This is a genomic window from Actinomycetospora sp. NBRC 106375, from assembly GCF_030269665.1.
Lineage (GTDB): Bacteria > Actinomycetota > Actinomycetes > Mycobacteriales > Pseudonocardiaceae > Actinomycetospora.
In genome coordinates this window covers 1-16,263 of the sequence record NZ_BSTS01000025.1, presented here as the reverse complement: position 1 = coordinate 16,263, position 16,263 = coordinate 1, and the positions used below count along the sequence as shown (strand labels likewise).

Here is a 16,263-nt window from a genome sequence, read left to right as displayed (position 1 = left end):
CACGGTCGAGACGAGGGGTCGGGGATGGACGGGGACGCGGCGACGGACCTGATGCGGGCCCGGGAGGCGCTGATCTCCCCGCCGGAGGGCGCCCGGCGCCTGGGTCCGGAGGCGCTGCGCGGGGCGCTGGTCGAGCTGCACGACTTCTGGCTGGCGAGCCGGGCCGCGGCCGTCGGCGTGGCCCGGGGGACCGCGCTGGTCGCCCTCGGGGCGCTGGGCCGGCGCGAGCCGGCTCCGTGGTCGGACCTGGATCTCCTGCTCGTGCACGACGGGAGCGCCCCGGCGGCGGGCACCGGCCGGACCGCAGGCGCGCTGTGGTCCCCGCTGCGGGACGCCGGGATCGGGCTGCGCTCCGCGACGGGGACGGTGGGCGAGGTCGTCGCGCGGTCGCTCGAGGACCTCGACGTCGCGATGGACCTGCTGGACGTGCGGCCGGTCGCGGGCGACGCCGCCGTGGCCGAGCGTCTGGCCGCGGCGGCGCGACGGGCGTGGCGGGCCGGGGCCCGCGGCCGGATCGACGTGGTCGCCGACGCCGTCCGGGCCCGCCGGGAGGCCTCCGGGGAGGTCGCCCAGCTGATCGGCGCCGACCTCGAGCGCGGCCGCGGCGGGCTGCGCGATCTCCGGGTGCTCGACGCGCTGGTCGCCGCCGAGCTGGTGGAGGCGCCGGGCGCCCAGGTCCGCGCGGCCCGGGCGTTGCTCCTGGACCTCCGCACCGAGCTGCACCGCCGGGCCGGTCGCGCGCGGGACGTCCTGTGGGCCGAGGACGCCCACGAGCTGGCCGCGACGCCCGGGTCCGGCTTCGCCGACGGTGCCGAGCTCGCGCGGTCGCTCTCGGGCGCGGGGCGCACGGTCGCCCACGCCCTCGACGCGGCGCTGCGGTCCGTGCAGGCCACGGCGACGAAGCGGGGCCTCGCGGCCCTCCGGCGCGGCCCCGGCCGCCGATCGCTCGCCGAGGGGGTCGTCGAGCACGGCGGGGAGGTCGGGCTCGCCCGCCAGGCACCCGCCGGCCGGGACCCGGCCCTCGTGCTGCGGCTCGCGGCGGCCTCGGCCCGCACGGGCCTGCCGATGGCGCCGTCCTCCCTGCGCCGGCTGGCCGACGCCGCGCCGGAGCTGCGGGAGCCGTGGCCCGACGAGGCCCGCGCCGAGCTGCTGGCCGTGCTCGGATCGGACGGGGTCGTCGGCGTCGTCGAGGCGCTCGAGCGTGCCGGGCTGTGGGGCCGGCTGTTCCCGGAGTGGGGCGCGGTCCGCGACCTGCCGTCGGGGGACCACCGGCACCTCTGGACCGTCGACCGCCACCTGGTGGAGGCGACACGGCACGCCGCGGCGCGCACGACCCGCGTCCCGCGCCCGGACCTCCTGCTGCTCGGGGCGCTCACGCACGACCTCGGGCGGGGGCGCGGCCCCGACCACGCTGCCGTGGGCGCGGAGCTGGCCCGCCACCTCGGGCGCCGGCTGGGGCTCGCGCCGGCGGACCGGGAGACCCTGGCGACGCTGGTGCGTCACCACCGGCTCCTGCCCCTGACGGCACGGCGCCGCGATCCGGAGGATCCGGCGACGGTGCGGCGGGTCCTCGCGACGCTCGGCGGTGACCCGGTCCTGCTCGAGCTGCTGGCGACCCTCGCCGAGGCGGACGCCCTCGCCACCGGCCCCGGAGCCTGGACCCCGTGGGAGGCGGCCCTCGTCGGCGACCTGGTGCGGCGGTGTCGGGCGGTGCTGACCGGGCGCCCGGTACCCGGGCCGGTGCCCCACCCGCGACGCGGCGCGGGCGAGACGGCCGTCGTCGCCGGGATCGGGATGGAATCCTCGGAGCCCCCGGACGTCGGCGTCGTCCTCGCCGACCGGCACGGAGCCTGACACCCGGGCGGGAACGGAGGCGGCGTCGTGCCGGTCCTGTCGGAGGCCCATCGCGCCGCGGCCACCGCGCTCGCCGCCCGGGAGCCGACGATCGCACGCCTGGCCGACAGATTCGGCCTGCCGACCATCGCGGCGCCGACCGCGACCGGGTTCGCCTTCCTCATGCGGGCGATCACGCACCAGCAGCTGTCGAACCGCTCCGCGGACGCCATCCACGGTCGCCTGGTGGACGCGCTCGGCGGGGAGGTCACGGCGGAAACGCTGCGGGCGGTACCGGACGACGACCTGCGCCGGGCCGGGCTGTCGCTCGCGAAGATCGTGTCGCTGCGGGACCTGGCCGCGAAGGTCGGCGGGGGTGTGGTGCGGCTCGACGGCCCGGCGCTCGCCGCCCTGGACGACGCGGACGTCGTCGCCGAGCTGACGACCGTGCGCGGCGTCGGCCGGTGGACCGCGGAGATGTTCCTCATGCTCCAGCTGCTGCGCCTCGACGTCTGGCCGACCGGGGATCTCTCCGTGCGCAAGGGCTACGCCGCGGCCTGGGAGATCCCGCTCCCGACCGCACGGGAACTGGATCTCCTGGGGGAGGCGTTCCGGCCCTACCGGACCGTCGCGGCCTGGTACTGCTGGGCGGTGCTGGGGCAGGCGCCCGGCCCGGGGAACGCCTGATGACGATGGGCCCATGGCGATCGAGGGAGTGCGTGTCCACGGCGACGACGGCCCGGCGGTGCTGCTGGACACGACACCGGTGAACGACCCCGAGCTCGGCCGGACTGCGCCGCGGCCGTCGACCGGACCGTGCGTCTGGATCCCGGGCAGGTCGCCGCGTCGGTCGTCGGGCTCACCGAGCAGGCCCGGCGGTGGCGCGACGACGCCCTGCCGACCGTCCCGGCCGCCGTCGTCACCGCCGACCGCCCGTCGAGCGCGCCGGTCCGGCGTGCCCACGAGCGCATCGCCCACGCGCTCGATGCGCCGGTGATCTCCTGGCCGCGGGCGGGCCACAGTGTGCACCTCGACCATCCGGACGAGCTGCTGGCCACCGTCCGCGACGTCCTGCGCCGCGTGATCCATTCCGTCACCTGATCGACGTACCCGCGATATCGGAGCGTGTCCGCCACCGGGAACGGTCGGCGTCACGACAGCCGTTGCGGGAGGAGACCAGGTGAGCGGCTTCAACATCGTCCTCGTCCATGGCGCGTGGGCCGACGGCTCGTGCTGGAGCGCGGTGGTCCGGGCGCTCCAGGAGCGCGGCCACACCGTGACCAGCCCCCAGTTCCCCGAGACCTCGCTCGACGCCGACGTGGCGCGCTTGCGCCAGGTGCTGCGCCGGCAGGACGGGCCGACGCTCGTGGTCGGCCATTCGTACGGCGGACAGATCATGACGGCACTGAGCCAGGACGCCCCCAACGCCGTCGGCCTCGTCTACATCGCGGCGTTCGGGCTCGACGAGGGCGAGTCGATCGGCAAGCTCCTGGCCCAGGGCCCGCCGACCCCGGCCCTGGCCCACCTCGAGATCGACGAGCTCGGCTATGCGTGGCTCCCCCAGGACGACTTCGTCCAGCACTTCGCCGCCGACGTCGAGCCGGCGCAGGCCCGCGTCATGCACGCCGTCCAGCAGCCGCTCGCGGCGAGCACGCTCGAGGACGTCATGGGCATCCCGGCGTGGAAGGGGCTGCCGAGCTGGTACATGGTCGCCACGAACGACGAGGCGATCCCGCCGGACGCCGAGCGCGCCTTCGCCGCGCGCATGGGGGCGGCGACCGTCGAGGTCGCGTCCAGCCACGTGCCGATGATCTCGCACCCCGACGCCGTCGTGGATCTCGTCGAGACCGCGCTGGCCCGCGTCGGCTGACGTCCTTCTCCTCGCCGGGGCCGCATGGTCATCATGTCGGTCGGACACGACCGACGACGTGAGGACGCTCGATGGCCCATCTCCAGGACAAGGTCGCCCTGATCACCGGAGGGGAGAGCGGGATCGGTCGAGCCGCGGCCGAGCTCTTCGTGCGCGAGGGGGCGAAGGTGGTGCTCGTCGGCATCGACGAGACCAGGCTCGAGGCCGCGGCCGCGGAGATCGGGCCCGACCACGCGGTGTCGGCGGTCGCCGACGTCACCGACTCCGCCGCGGTGGCAGCCGCGGTGGGCACGGGCGTCGAGCGCTTCGGGCGTCTCGACGTCGTGTTCTCCAACGCGGGCATCTCCGGCGCGGTCGCGAAGATCGTCGACTACCCGGAGGACGTGTTCGCCCGGACGCTCGCGGTGCACGTCGGAGGCGCTTTCCACGTCCTCAAGCACACGCTGCCGCAGATGAACGACGGCGGGAGCGTGATCATCACGTCCAGCGTGGTCGGGCTGGTCGGCTTCGGCGACCTGTCGGCGTACGTCGCGGCGAAGCACGGCCAGGTCGGGCTGATGAAGTCCGCGGCCGCCGAGGTCGCTCCGCGGCGGATCCGGGTCAACACCCTGCACCCCGGGCCCACGTCGACCCCGTTCCAGGACGACATCGAGATGCGGGCGACCGGCAAGTCGCAGGCCGACGCCGCGGTCGACTTCGACGGGATGATCCCCCTCGGCCGGCACACGACCGTCGACGAGATCGCGCAGGCCGCGCTCTACCTCGCCTCCGACGCGAGCGCGATGGTCTCCAGCACGACCTTCGCCATCGACGGCGGCATGAGCGGCGGCGCCTGATGCGCGCGGCGATCTACCACCACCCCCACGACATCCGCATCGAGGACGTCGACGAGCCCCAGGCCTGCACGTGCGGCACCTGCCCGTCCTGCCGCGGCTCGGCGCGCAGAACGGCATCGACCTGACCCCGGATCGTCGCCTCGCCGGTCGACACCGACGACGACGCCGCCACGTCATCGCGAGCATGTCCCGCGGCGAGATCACGGGCGAGCTCTAGCGTGGGGCGCGTGACGGACGAGGAGGTCGGCTCCACCGGGCGGATCGCGGCCATCGGGGTCGCGGGCGGCGTGGTCGGCGGCCTCATCGGCGGCGGCGCTGGGGTGCTCTTCGTCCCCGCGCTGGACCGCTTCACGTCGATGACCCGTGCCCGGGTGCACGGCACGTCCACCGTCGCGCAGATCGGGCTCTGCGTCGCCGGTGCCGCCACCTACGCGATCGGGGGCGGCGCGCTCGACCTCGCGGTCGGGACGCCGATGGCGGTCGGCGCGACCTTCGGCGGGGCGCTCGGGCCGTGGCTGCTGGCCCGCACCCACGAGACCGTGCTGCGCGTACTGCTGATCGCGATCCTGCTGCTGACGGCGGCCAAGTTCGGGATCGACGCCTTCGGCCCGCCGCTGTTCACCCACGCCCTCGTCCCGCCCGCGCTGCTCGCCGACCCGTGGTTCGTCGTGCCGACGACCCTGGTCGTCGGTCTCGTGGTGGGTGCGTGGTCGGGCGCGATGGGGCTCGGCGGCGGGCTGCTCGCGGTGCCCGCGATGGTGCTGCTGTTCGGCGTCGAGCTGCACGTGGCGGCCGGGACGTCGCTGCTGATGTTCATCCCGAACTCCGTCGTCGGCACCGTGGTGCACGTCCGCCAGGGCACCGCCTCGGCGCGCTGGGGCTGGGTGCTCGGGCTGACCTCGGCACCCGGCGTCATCGTCGGTGCCCTGCTCGGTCTCGCGCTGCACACCGAGGTGCTCGGTCTGGTGTTCGGCACGTTCGCGCTGCTCATGGCGGTGCGGGAGATCGTGGCGCTGGCCCGCCGCCGGTCGCGGGCCGGCGTCGGCTAGTCCCTGGCGCCGGCCCTCACAGCGTCTGCACGAGCCCGCCGTCGATCGTGATCCCGGTACCGGTCACGTTCCCGGCGCGCCCGCCCGCGAGCAGGACGACGAGGTCCGCGACCTCCTCGGGCCGGGTGAAGCGTCCGGTGGCCGTGCCCGCGACCGCGGCGTCGGCGATCTCCTGGGGCGTGCCCGCACCCGACGCCGAGATCGTCTGGGCGACCCCCTGGTCACCGAGCCACAGGTCGGTGGCCACGGGCCCGGGACTCACGCAGTTCACGCGGATCCCGCGCGGCCCGACCTCCTTCGACAGCGCCTTGGCGAAGTTCTCGAGCGCCGCCTTGCCCGCGCAGTAGTCCATCACCCCGGGGTCGGGCAGGAAGGCGTTGACCGACCCGACGCACACCACCGAGCCGCGACCGGCCGCGAGCATCGCCGGCAGCGCCGCGCGCGTGGACCGGACCGCGGTCATGAGGTTGAGCGCCCAGGAGCGCTCCCACTGCTCGTCGGTGATCGCGAGGAAGCCCTCGAGGCGCGGCGTGACGGCGCCGACGTTGTTCACCAGCACGTCGATCCGGTCGCCGGCCGCCCTGACCAGCTCGGCCGGGCCCGCGGGATCGGCGAGGTCGACCGGGACCACGTCGACCGCTCCGGTGTCGGCGAGCGCCGCCAGTTCCTCCGAGCTCGACCGGGCGCCCGCGACGACGTGCGCGCCCTCGTCGACCAGCCCGCGCACCACCGCGAGCCCGATGCCGCGGCTCGCCCCGGTCACGACGGCGACCGCATCACGCAACCCCAGGTCCATGACCCCTCCTCATCCTCTGGTGATCTGCCCCGTCGCGCCCTACGGGCCCTCGACGTGACCGATCTGCTCGTCCAGCCAGTCGAGCATGCGCTGCTCGGTGAGCTCGCGGGCGAGCGGCTGGCAGTGGTAGCTCGCGCCCTCCGCCTCGGTGAAGCGGGCGTGGGTCGCGCCGGGGACCAGGGCGGCGAGCTCGGCGGGCTGGCCGGCGAAGAACTGGTCGCCGTCGGCGTCGATGACGTAGAGCGGCGTGGTGATCCGACCCGCGACGTCGCGCAGCGAGTACTTCGCGACCTCGTCGAGAACGGTCGAGTAGCCGGACACGCCGTACGGACGGGAGCGGAAGCGCCACTCGGTGCGCCGGCCCTTCATGCCGGGCAGGTGCATGGCCAGGCCCATCTCCGTGTCGAAGCGCTCCTTCTCGCCCCGCTCCCAGGCGGCGACCACGCGGTGGGGCAGGGCGTCGGTCCAGGTCCGGGAGACGTCGACGACGCCGCCGTCGGCGATCGCGGCGGCGAACCGGTGCTCGAAGGCGAGGGCGCGGGGCACCCAGTAGCCGGCCTGGCTCACGCCGTAGACCGCGAGCTTCGCGGCGTCGACGTCGGGGAAGGCCAGGACGGTCTCGACGACCGGGGTGAGCACCTCCTCCCAGTCGGGACGGAACGGGATGCCGCGCTCGAAGAGCATCGACTGCTGGCCCGGGCCCTCGAAGAGCACGACGTCGTAGCCCCGCTCGAGCGCGCCCTCCGCGCCCTCGCTCCACACGCCGGTGATCGCCTCGTCGCTGCCGAGGTTCATCACCAGCGTCGGGCGCACCGCGCCGGAGGCGTCCGGACGGAAGATCCAGCCCGGCATCGTGTCGCCGTCGTAGGGGATCGTGAACCGCTCGACCGGCCACCGTGTGGCCCCGAGGAACCCCTCCCACGCCGCCCGGTGGGCCCGGAACGTCGGCAGCAGCTCGTCGTCGGTGTCGAGCCCGTTGACGGCGTTGACCTCGACGGCGAGGTAGTTCGCCGCCCGGAGGTAGGCCCGCGCGGCGCTGGCCCGGTGGCCACGCCGCGCGCACCCGTCCGCGATCGCGGCGGTGCGCTCGCCCAGCGCCTTCCACGCGGCGAACCACCCGGTGTCGTCCCTCGGGCGGATCGGCGCGATGGCCGCGAGCACCTCACCGATGTCCGCGCCGCCCCGCGTCGCCTTGCCCAGCAGGACGCGGACGACGAAGTCCCGGCCGACGTCCTCGTAGAAGCCCGCGGTGTAGATCTCGTGCGAGGTGGTCCCGGAGTGGGAGAGCTGGTCGACCTTGAGGCCGGCCGCCGGGGGAGTGGTGGAGGGGGTCTGCGTGTCCGCCATACCGGCCGATCGTGGTCGCCGCCCGCGCCCGGGGCACTGGTCACGACGACCAGTCCCGATACCGGTATCAGACGTTGACCAGCACGATGCCGACCGCGACGACGGCGGCGGCCACCGCCCGGCGCAGCCCGAAGCTCTCACCGAGGAAGACCGTCCCGATCAGCGCGCCGATGACGATGCTGGTCTCGCGCAGGGCCGCGACGGCGGCGGTGGCCCCGCTGGTCTGGGCGACGAGCACGAGCCCGTACGCGGCCAGGGAGACGACGCCGCCGCCGAGGCCCACGAGCGCGACGGCGGGCGTGACGGCCCGGAGCCGGCGTCCGCGGCGGGCGAGGGCGACGATCGGCATCACCGGGCCCTGCAGCAGGAACGTCCACGACGCGTACACCAGCACCGGCGTGGTGGCGACCGCGGTGGCGTCGACGACGGTGTACCCGGCGATCGCGAGCCCGGTGGCCGTCGCGGCCGCCAGCGCGGGCAGCGTCGCCCGGGACGGATGGCCGCCGTCGAGCGCCAGGCTCAGGAGGCCCACGGAGATCACCACGACGCCTGCGAGCTGCTGCGGCGGCAGGCCGTGCCCGAGAGCCACCTCGATCAGCGCGACGACCCACGGCGCGGTGCCGCGCGCCACCGGGTAGACCTGGCTGAACTCACCGAGCTGGTAGCTCGCCCAGAGCAGCAGCGTGTAGACGACGTGCAGCACGGCCGAGGCCGCGATGAAGGGCCACGCGGCGGCCGGCGGCAGCCCGAGCACGAGCACGCCGATGCCGGGCACCACCACGTAGGCCGCGCCGATCAGCCCGAAGCCGACGAGACGGTCGGGGACGCCGTGGGCGACCGCGTTCCACGTGGCGTGCAGCACGGCGGCGAGCAGCGTGATCGCGACGATCCCGCCGGACAGACCGTCGGTGGCGGGGGAGGTGGAGAGGACGGGGAGGATCACCGGGGAGGCTCCTGGGCGTCGGTCCCGTCCGGGGACGGGCACGTCGAATCGGAGCCCTCAGGGCTTCTCTCCCGTCAGGTGTCGACCGGCCCGACGCTGTCCTCGGGGCGGCCGTGGCGCCGCTCGGTCCTGGCCCCGGCCACCCTGGTTGTGGGTCAGGAGGCGGGCAGCGGGCGGAACCCTAGGCGCAACCACGTGCTGTGCCGGACCGTACCCGCTCAGCCCACCCGGGGCAGGACCTCGGCCGCGAGGCGCTCCATCTGCTCGCGGTCGTCGGTGACGGTGTCCCCGAGCGGGTTGAGCACGATCATCTCGGCGCCCGCGGCCGTGACCTCGGTCAGCCCCCGGGCGACGTCGTCGGGAGTGCCGGCGACGGCGACGTCGTCGAGGCCCGGCATCTCGCCGTAGATCCGGTGCAGGCCGGCGGCGACCTGCCGGCGCGCGCGGTCGGCGTCGTCGTCGACGGCGAGGTAGACGCGCTTGCCGATCGTGAACGGGACCGGGTCGCGGCCCTGGCGGTCGAGCTCGGCACGCACCGTCGACACCTGCTCGGCGAACCGCGCCGTGGACGACGACCCGGCGCCGAGGAACGCGTCGCCGAGCCGGACCGCGCGGGCGAGGGCGCGCGGGGCGTTCGCGCCGAACCAGATCGGCGGGTGCGGGCGCTGCACCGGCTTCGGGGCGATCGGGAGGTCGTCGACGTCGCGGAACCGGCCGTGGAACGTCACCCGCGGGGCGTCCGACCACGCGGCCTCCATCAGCTCGAGGCCCTCGGTGAAGCGGGCGACGAAGGTCTCGCGCTCCACCCCGAACGCCTCGAACTTCCGGAACCCGCCGCCGGGCGCGACGCCGACGTCCAGGCGCCCGTGGCTCAGGCGGTCGACCGCGGTGAGCGAGGCGGCGAGCTGGAGGGGGTCGTGCAGCGAGCTGACCAGCACCGCGACCCCGAGGCGCAGGCGCGTCGAGTGCCCGGCGGCCCACGCGAGCAGCTCGAGCGGGGCGATCAGCGGCGTCGGGCCGACCGCCTGCTCGAGCGTCCAGCCGCCCTCGAAGCCGAGCTCCTCGGCGCGGGCCAGGAAGAACGCGAGCCCGTCGCCGTCGAAGCCGTCGACGTCGAGCTGGGGCAGGGAGATCGACCAGCGCACGCCGCCGACCCTAGCCCCGCCGTCAGCCGTCGCCGGCCTGCTCGGTCGCCCCGTACAGGGCGCCGTGGCCCTCGTCGGGATCGAGCACGACCGTGGCCGCCGGGGTGCGCCGGAGCACGTCGAGGACACCGGGCAGGTCGTCGATCCCGAAGTAGAGGACGACGTTGCCGCTCGAGCCCAGGCCGCCCGGCAGCGTCACCGGGACCCCGCGGGGGAAGAACTGCAGCTGCGCGACCTCCCCGTCGCCGGAGAAGCACTGGACGACCGCCGCGATGGCGCCCGGCGCGCGGGAGTTGCCGGTCAGGTAGCTCACACCGAAGCGGTCGAAGCTCGCCGTCGTCGCTGCCACGCTCTCCAGCATGGACGATCAGCCGCGCCGCACGATGATCGCGGTGCTGGTCCCCGACGCCGAGCCGCTGGTGGCCCCGTTCCGCGAGCGGCTCGACCCCACCGCGCGCCGCGGGCTCGGGGCGCACCTCACGCTGGTGTACCCCTTCCTCGAGCCCGCGGACGTCACCGACTCGGACGTCGCGGCGCTCCGCGAGGCCGTGGCGCCCGTCGCGCGGTTCGCCTGCTCGTTCGGCGCGCTGCGGTGGTTCTCCGACCGCGTGCTGTGGCTCGCTCCCGACCCGGTCGACCCGTTCCGCGAGATCGCCGAGCGCATCCGGCGCGCCGTCCCGGCGCTGCCGCCCGCGGACCGCGAGCTCGTCCCGCACCTCACCGTCGGCCTGCGCCGGGCCGCCCCGGCCGCCGCGCTGGCCGACGCCGCCGCGGCCCTCGCCCCGCGGCTCCCGCTCACGACCACCGTCGACCGGGTGCAGCTCATGATCCGCACGCAGACCTGGGACGTGGGCGCCGAGGCGGTGCTCAGTCCTTCTGCACCGTCCGGGCGAGGATCCCCAGCGTCGACCGGAGGGCCTGCTCCGGGATGATCGGGAAGACGTCGCGCTCCGCCCACTCGGGATGGATGTGCGACCAGTCGTAGTACGACGTGACACGCGTCCCGTCCTCGACGGGCTCGAGGTGGTAGCCGTAGACGTGGCCGATGAACGGCCGCGCCACGCCCTCGATGGTCCAGGCGATGTCGTGGTCGGGCTCGTAGACGGTGATGACGACGTCGACGTCGTAGCGGCCGAGCGGCCGGTCGCCGAGCGACTCGCGGTCCATGTGCACGGTGAAGCGGTCGCCCACCGCCTCGACGGGCTCGCCGGTGGCGTCCATGAGCATGCCCGAGCTGTCGATCGAGACGTGCCCGTGCGGGTCGCGCAGGACGTCGAAGATCGTGGCGGGCTCGGCGGCGATGACCCGCGTGACCTCGATGCGCTGCTCGCTCACGGTGCGGAGCATGTCACCCCGAGTGGCACATCGACCGTCGGCACCCGGACGCGCGCCGCGACGCACCACCGGAAACGTCCCTGTAACCCACCGCGCCGAGCCGCGGGTGACGCTGGTCGTGCGACGCGAGGGGGAGGACGGGTGAACGGGAGCGGTGACTGAGGATCCCGAGGGCCCCGAGCACGCCCTCGCCGAGCAGGTCCGCCGGCGTCGCCTGGCCCTCGGTCTGTCCAACGGTGAGCTCGCCGCCCGCGCGGGGATCTCGCGGGCGATGCTCTCGAAGATCGAGCACCGGCGGACGTCCTCCAGCCTGACGACGCTGGCCCGCCTCGCGGCGGCCCTCGAGGTGCCGGTCGGGGCGCTGCTCGGTGAGGTCGCACCGACCCACCGGGTGGTGTTCACGCCCGCCGGCGCGCCGGTCGCCACGCCGGGGGACCGCCGGCTCGGACCACCGCACGGCCCACTCGAGGCCCACCTCGTCACGCTGGACGGCGACGCCGGTGTCGGCCCCCGGGATCGTGGCCGGCACCCGGGACGCGAGCTGCTCTACGTCCTCGAGGGCGCGATGGTCTACGGCTACGAGGACGCGCGCTACACCCTGCGGGCGGGGGACACGCTGCAGCTCGACGCCGAGGGCGAGCACGGCCCGTACGAGCTGCTCGAGGCCCCGGTGCGCTTCCTGTCGGTGGTGAGCCGGGAGTAGGAACACCCACGAGCCGGCGTGCGTTTCCCCCACGCAAGCCGAGACCGAGGAGGTCGATCAGTGGCCACGCAGACCGCCATCCTGGCCGGTGGGTGCTTCTGGGGAGCGCAGGAGCTGCTGCGGCAGCGTCCGGGCATCCTCTCCACCCGGGTCGGATACTCCGGAGACCCGAACACCCCGAACGCCACCTACCGCCGCCACGGCGACCACGCCGAGGCCGTCGAGGTGGTGTTCGACGACGAGGTGATCTCCTACCGGACGATCCTGGAGTTCTTCTTCCAGATCCACGACCCGTCGACGAAGAACCGTCAGGGCAACGACATCGGCCGCAGCTACCGCTCGGCCATCTACTACACGACGCCCGAGCAGGAGCGAATCGCGCGCGACACCATCGCCGACGTCGACGCCTCCGGCCTGTGGCCGGGCAAGGTCGTCACCGAGGTGGAGCCGGCGAGCGACTTCTGGGAGGCCGAGCCGGAGCACCAGGACTACCTGCAGAAGCAGCCCTGGGGCTACACCTGCCACTTCGTGCGCCCCGGCTGGGTGCTGCCGCGCCGGGAGGCGACCACCGGATGACGAGCACCCTGGACCTCGCGCAGGACTGGGCCACCTGGCACGCCGAGCGCGAGGACGTGCTCCGCGCGCCCCACGGCTGGCTGAGCCTCACCGGGCTGTACTGGCTCGACGGCGAGGCCCGCCCGTACCCGGGTCTGCCGGGCACGTGGCGGGCCGCCGACGGCGGGGTGGAGATCACCGCCGCGGCGGCCGACGAGGTCGGCGTCGACGGCGAGCCGGTGGACGGCACCGCCCGCGTCGAGCCGGTCGACGGCAAGCCGGGCGTGCTCGTCACGGTCGACCGGCGCCGGGTCGAGGTGATCCGCCGCGAGGAGCACCTGGCGCTGCGGGTGCGCGACCCCGAAGCACGGACGCGCCGGGAGTTCGCCGGCGTGCCCGCGTTCCCGGTCGACGCCGCGTGGGTCGTCACCGGCCGGTTCACGCCGTGGGACGCGCCGCGGCGGATCGACGTCGACACGGTGGTGGACGGCCTCGGGTTCCACCCGACCGCCGTCGGGACCGTGACGTTCACCGTCGGCGGCGCGGAGCAGGAGCTGGTGGCGCTCTCCGGTGAGGGTGACGAGCTCAAGCTGCACTTCCGCGACGGCACGTCGGGCGCGGAGACCTACGGCGGTGGGCGCATCCTGCGCACCGAGGTGCCCGCAGCCGACGGCAGCGTGCGGATCGACTTCAACCGCACGCTCAACCTGCCGTGCGCCTTCACCGCGTCGGCGACGTGCCCGCTGCCCCCGGCGGGCAACACCGTCACGGTGCCGGTGGCGGCGGGGGAGAAGACACCGGTCTGATCCTGCCGCCGTAGTACGTGGTTCTTTTTTACAACCACCGCCTGCTACGGTGCCCGCCATGGACGCACGCACAGGACCTCAGGCGGGGCGGGTCGCGCTCGTCACGGGCGCGGCCCGCGGGCAGGGCCGCAGTCACGCCTGGCGGCTCGCCGAGCAGGGCGCTGACGTGATCGCGGTCGACATCTGCGCGTCGATCGAGGGCGTGGCCTACCCGATGGCGGGCCACGACGACCTCGAGGAGACCGCGGCCGGGATCCGTGCCCGCGGCGGCCGGGTGAGCGCGCACATCGCCGACGTCCGGGACGGCGACGCGCTCGGCAAGGCCGTCGCGGCGGGGATCGCGGAGCTCGGCGGCGTCGACGTCGTGCTCGCCAACGCCGGCATCGGCATGGCCTCGCCGGACATCACCGAGGCGCGGGCGTTCCGTGACCAGCTCGAGGTCAACACCGTCGGCGTCTGGAACACCGTCCAGGCCGCCGCACCCACGATGATCGAGCAGGGGCGGGGCGGCGCGATCGTGCTGACGAGCTCCTCGATGGGCCTCACCGGGCGCGGCGGCGACGGCAGCGGGCAGTCCGACGGGTACATCGCGAGCAAGCACGCGGTCGTGGGGCTCATGCGGTCGTGGGCGCACTGGCTCGCGCCCCACTCCGTCCGCGTCAACTCCGTCCACCCCGCCGGCGTCGCCACGACGATGGTGCTGAACGACGCGGTGGCGGCGCGCTTCTCCGTGCCGGCGGACGAGATGCCCGACGTCGGCAACCTGCTGCCCGTCGGCCTGCTGGCGCCGGAGGACATCACGGCGGCGGTCGCCTGGCTGGTCTCCGACGAGGCCCGCTACGTGACGGGTGTGGCGCTGCCCGTCGACGCGGGGTTCACTGCTCGCTGATGTGCTGTCAGGACGACGAGGTCCTCGATCTCCCGCCGGCCGCGATCGAGGCGCTGGCCCACTACCGGCGGCTGCGCGACGAGCGCCCCTGGGACTGGGGCGCCGAGGACCTGCCCGAGTTCCTCCGGCTCGCGCGCTTCTCGCGTCTCGGCGACCTGACCGCCGCGCTGGCGTCGACCGGCGGCGACTGGTCGCTGGCGATCCGCCGCGTCGCGGGCGAGCACCCCGGACCGGGCCTCGTCGTGCTCGCCGTCGACGCCGACGGGACGCTGACCTCGCGGGTCGGGACGCCGCGGCTCGCGGTCGCGGGCCGGCCGGTGACGCTCGACGTGGTCGTCGAGGCCGCCGTCACCGCGGAGCTCGACGTCGCGGGCACGCCGGTCACCGTGCGCACCGGGGGCGCGCACGTGCTGACCGTCGACCTCGCCGGCGACGCCCTGCGCGTCGGGTACGCGGGCGCCGTGCACCTGGTGGACGGGGCGGTCGACGTCCGGGCCGCCGCGACGCTGCGGGTGCGCGGGACGGGGTGGTCGCGCTGGTCGGTGGTCGACGCGGCGGGCGGCGGGTGGTGGCCCGAGGGGGCGCCGGCCAAGCACGACGGCGCGCACCGGCCGTACTTCCACGCGCGCGACACCACGCTCACGGTCCCGGCCGGCGAGCTGACGGTGACGTGCACCCGCGGGCCGGAGTACGCGCCGGAGTCGCGGACGATCGCCGTGGACAACGACGCGGTGGTCGACCTCGAGCCCGAGCGCGTCGTCGACCCGGGCGCCGAGGGCTGGCGCTCGGCGGACCTGCACGTCCACCTCAACTACTCCGGCGACCTCGTCGTCGCCCCCGAGCAGGCCCGCGCGATGCAGCGCGGCGAGGCTCTCGACCTCCTGAACCTCACCGCCGGCAACCTCGGCGGCGAGCGCGTGTACGACCGTGAGCTGTTCGAGGCGACGGTCGGGACGGACCTCTGGCGTGGTGATGCCTCCGCCCGGGCGTCGGTCGAGTTCCGCAACGACCTGCTCGGCCACGTCCACGCGCTCGCCCCGGGCGCCCCGCCGGCGCGGTACCAGACCGGGCACCCCGGCACCGCGCAGCCGCACGACTGGCCACCGAACAGCGAGGCGTGCACCGACCTGCAGGCCACCGGCGCCTCCACCGCGTACGCGCACCCGGTGTTCGCCCCGTTCGGGGTCGCGGACGACGACCCGTACGGCCCGTTCCTCTCGCCGCACCGCACCGTCGAGGCCCGCGCGCTCGTGGTGGACGCCGCGCTCGGTCTGGTCGACGGCCTCGAGGTCGTGTCGTGCTTCGACGACCGCGCCGGCGCCGAGCTGTACCACCGCCTGCTCGGGTGCGGCCTGCGTCTCGCGGCGGTGGCGGGCAGCGACGTCTTCCTGTCCTTCGCCCACGGCCCGGGCGTCGCGTCCAACCCGCCGGGCTGGCTGCGGACCTACGCGCAGCTCGGTGACGCGCCGGTCTCCGCCGAGGCGGTGCGGGACGCGATCCGGGCCGGGCGGACGCTGGCGACGAACGGGCCGTTCGTGACGCTGTCCGTCAACGGGGCCGGACCCGGGGACGTCGTGGCGGCCGAGGCCGGCGACGTCCTCGCCGTCCACGCCCGGGTGCGGGGGAGCGGGGCGGACGAGGTCGTCCTCGTCGGCCCCGACGGCGAGATCGCCGCGGCCCCGGTCGGGCCGGACGGCTCGGACGACACCGTGGTGGCCTCGGTGACGGTCGGCGGCCCGTTGTGGATCGCCGCGCTCGCCCGCGGCGGCCCGCACCCGATGGACCCGGAGCGGCCGGTGTTCGCCCACACCTCGCCGGTGCACGTGGAGGTGGCGGGGGAGCGGGTCGCCCGGCCCGCCGACGCCCGCTGGTGCCTGGGCCTGCTCGACCGTGTCGAGGCGCTCCTGCTCGCCGAGGGCCGCTTCGACCCCGACCACCGCGACACCCAGCTCGCCGACCACCACGCGGTTTTCGAGCAGGCCCGCGCCGTCTACCGACCCCTGTGTGAGTGAAATTCCCGGCTGTAGCCGGTGTCCTGTCTCGGGTGATCTGTCAAGGCCGAGTCTCGGTGGTTGTGTCGCGGGTTCGGATCTTGGTGGTCAGGCCGCGGGGGTGAGGCGGCCTTGGTAGCGCTTGGTGGGGTCAAGGTGTTGGTG

At 75.1% G+C, this 16,263-nt stretch carries 19 protein-coding genes; 12 read left to right on the top strand and 7 right to left on the bottom strand.

Going from position 1 to position 16,263, the window contains the following annotated elements:
- Positions 1-24: 24 nt before the first annotated feature.
- From QSK03_RS28910 to QSK03_RS28890, 5 genes are all read left to right on the top strand, one after another.
- On the top strand, positions 25-1,854 hold the full coding sequence (locus QSK03_RS28910; protein ID WP_285659043.1) for a [protein-PII] uridylyltransferase: 1,830 nt from the start codon (positions 25-27) through the stop codon (positions 1,852-1,854).
- Positions 1,855-1,881: 27 nt separating this feature from the next.
- Positions 1,882-2,520, top strand: a complete 639-nt coding sequence (locus QSK03_RS28905) for a DNA-3-methyladenine glycosylase family protein (protein ID WP_285659042.1) — start codon at positions 1,882-1,884, stop codon at positions 2,518-2,520.
- Positions 2,521-2,649: 129 nt separating this feature from the next.
- Positions 2,650-2,934 (top strand): alpha/beta fold hydrolase, encoded by a 285-nt coding sequence (locus QSK03_RS28900; RefSeq protein WP_285659041.1) that lies wholly within the window; start codon positions 2,650-2,652, stop codon positions 2,932-2,934.
- A gap of 79 nt (positions 2,935-3,013) precedes the next feature.
- The gene (locus QSK03_RS28895) at positions 3,014-3,703 is read left to right on the top strand and encodes an alpha/beta fold hydrolase (protein WP_285659040.1); all 690 of its coding nucleotides are present in this window, start codon (positions 3,014-3,016) and stop codon (positions 3,701-3,703) included.
- A 71-nt stretch (positions 3,704-3,774) separates the two neighbouring features.
- Positions 3,775-4,539: an SDR family NAD(P)-dependent oxidoreductase gene (locus tag QSK03_RS28890; protein WP_285659039.1), complete on the top strand. Its 765-nt coding sequence runs from the start codon at positions 3,775-3,777 to the stop codon at positions 4,537-4,539.
- Between the two features lie 13 nt (positions 4,540-4,552).
- Here the strand turns inward: QSK03_RS28890 and QSK03_RS28885 are convergent, their stop codons facing one another.
- A complete protein-coding gene (locus tag QSK03_RS28885; RefSeq protein WP_285659038.1) occupies positions 4,553-4,711 on the bottom strand; it encodes a hypothetical protein in 159 nt (52 codons plus the stop codon).
- A 55-nt stretch (positions 4,712-4,766) separates the two neighbouring features.
- On the opposite strand from QSK03_RS28885, the gene QSK03_RS28880 reads away from it, so the two are divergent.
- The gene (locus QSK03_RS28880; RefSeq protein WP_285659037.1) at positions 4,767-5,588 is read left to right on the top strand and encodes a sulfite exporter TauE/SafE family protein; all 822 of its coding nucleotides are present in this window, start codon (positions 4,767-4,769) and stop codon (positions 5,586-5,588) included.
- A 16-nt stretch (positions 5,589-5,604) separates the two neighbouring features.
- Here the strand turns inward: QSK03_RS28880 and QSK03_RS28875 are convergent, their stop codons facing one another.
- From QSK03_RS28875 to QSK03_RS28855, 5 genes are all read right to left on the bottom strand, one after another.
- Positions 5,605-6,384 carry an SDR family NAD(P)-dependent oxidoreductase gene (locus QSK03_RS28875; RefSeq protein WP_285659036.1) on the bottom strand — a complete coding sequence of 260 codons (780 nt, stop codon included), beginning with the start codon at positions 6,382-6,384 and terminating at the stop codon, positions 5,605-5,607.
- Positions 6,385-6,423: 39 nt separating this feature from the next.
- Positions 6,424-7,731 (bottom strand): alpha/beta hydrolase family protein, encoded by a 1,308-nt coding sequence (locus QSK03_RS28870; RefSeq protein WP_285659035.1) that lies wholly within the window; start codon positions 7,729-7,731, stop codon positions 6,424-6,426.
- 67 nt (positions 7,732-7,798) lie between these two features.
- Positions 7,799-8,674: an EamA family transporter gene (locus QSK03_RS28865; protein ID WP_285659034.1), complete on the bottom strand. Its 876-nt coding sequence runs from the start codon at positions 8,672-8,674 to the stop codon at positions 7,799-7,801.
- A gap of 218 nt (positions 8,675-8,892) precedes the next feature.
- On the bottom strand, positions 8,893-9,819 hold the full coding sequence (locus QSK03_RS28860; protein ID WP_285659033.1) for an LLM class flavin-dependent oxidoreductase: 927 nt from the start codon (positions 9,817-9,819) through the stop codon (positions 8,893-8,895).
- Positions 9,820-9,841: 22 nt separating this feature from the next.
- Positions 9,842-10,168, bottom strand: coding sequence for a hypothetical protein (locus QSK03_RS28855; RefSeq protein WP_285659032.1), 327 nt, complete (start codon positions 10,166-10,168; stop codon positions 9,842-9,844).
- A gap of 10 nt (positions 10,169-10,178) precedes the next feature.
- Here QSK03_RS28855 and QSK03_RS28850 point away from each other — a divergent pair, with 10 nt between their 5' ends.
- A complete protein-coding gene (locus tag QSK03_RS28850; RefSeq protein WP_285659031.1) occupies positions 10,179-10,751 on the top strand; it encodes a 2'-5' RNA ligase family protein in 573 nt (190 codons plus the stop codon).
- On the opposite strand, the gene QSK03_RS28845 is transcribed toward QSK03_RS28850, so the two are convergent.
- Positions 10,687-11,154, bottom strand: coding sequence for an SRPBCC family protein (locus QSK03_RS28845; protein ID WP_285659030.1), 468 nt, complete (start codon positions 11,152-11,154; stop codon positions 10,687-10,689). The two genes, QSK03_RS28850 and QSK03_RS28845, sit on opposite strands and share 65 nt — an antisense overlap.
- 154 nt (positions 11,155-11,308) lie before the next feature.
- On the opposite strand from QSK03_RS28845, the gene QSK03_RS28840 reads away from it, so the two are divergent.
- Genes QSK03_RS28840 through QSK03_RS28820 form a run of 5 tightly spaced genes read left to right on the top strand, consistent with a single transcriptional unit; the run spans position 11,309 to position 16,119 of the window.
- Positions 11,309-11,857, top strand: a complete 549-nt coding sequence (locus tag QSK03_RS28840; RefSeq protein ID WP_285659029.1) for a helix-turn-helix domain-containing protein — start codon at positions 11,309-11,311, stop codon at positions 11,855-11,857.
- Between the two features lie 60 nt (positions 11,858-11,917).
- On the top strand, positions 11,918-12,433 hold the full coding sequence (gene msrA / locus QSK03_RS28835; RefSeq protein ID WP_285659028.1) for a peptide-methionine (S)-S-oxide reductase MsrA: 516 nt from the start codon (positions 11,918-11,920) through the stop codon (positions 12,431-12,433).
- A complete protein-coding gene (locus QSK03_RS28830) occupies positions 12,430-13,218 on the top strand; it encodes a DUF1684 domain-containing protein (protein WP_285659027.1) in 789 nt (262 codons plus the stop codon). The genes msrA and QSK03_RS28830 overlap by 4 nt, the downstream gene beginning before the upstream one ends.
- A 58-nt stretch (positions 13,219-13,276) precedes the next feature.
- Positions 13,277-14,107 carry a mycofactocin-coupled SDR family oxidoreductase gene (locus QSK03_RS28825; protein ID WP_285659026.1) on the top strand — a complete coding sequence of 277 codons (831 nt, stop codon included), beginning with the start codon at positions 13,277-13,279 and terminating at the stop codon, positions 14,105-14,107.
- A complete protein-coding gene (locus QSK03_RS28820; RefSeq protein WP_285659025.1) occupies positions 14,107-16,119 on the top strand; it encodes a CehA/McbA family metallohydrolase in 2,013 nt (670 codons plus the stop codon). The genes QSK03_RS28825 and QSK03_RS28820 overlap by 1 nt, the downstream gene beginning before the upstream one ends.
- Positions 16,120-16,263 lie beyond the last annotated feature (144 nt).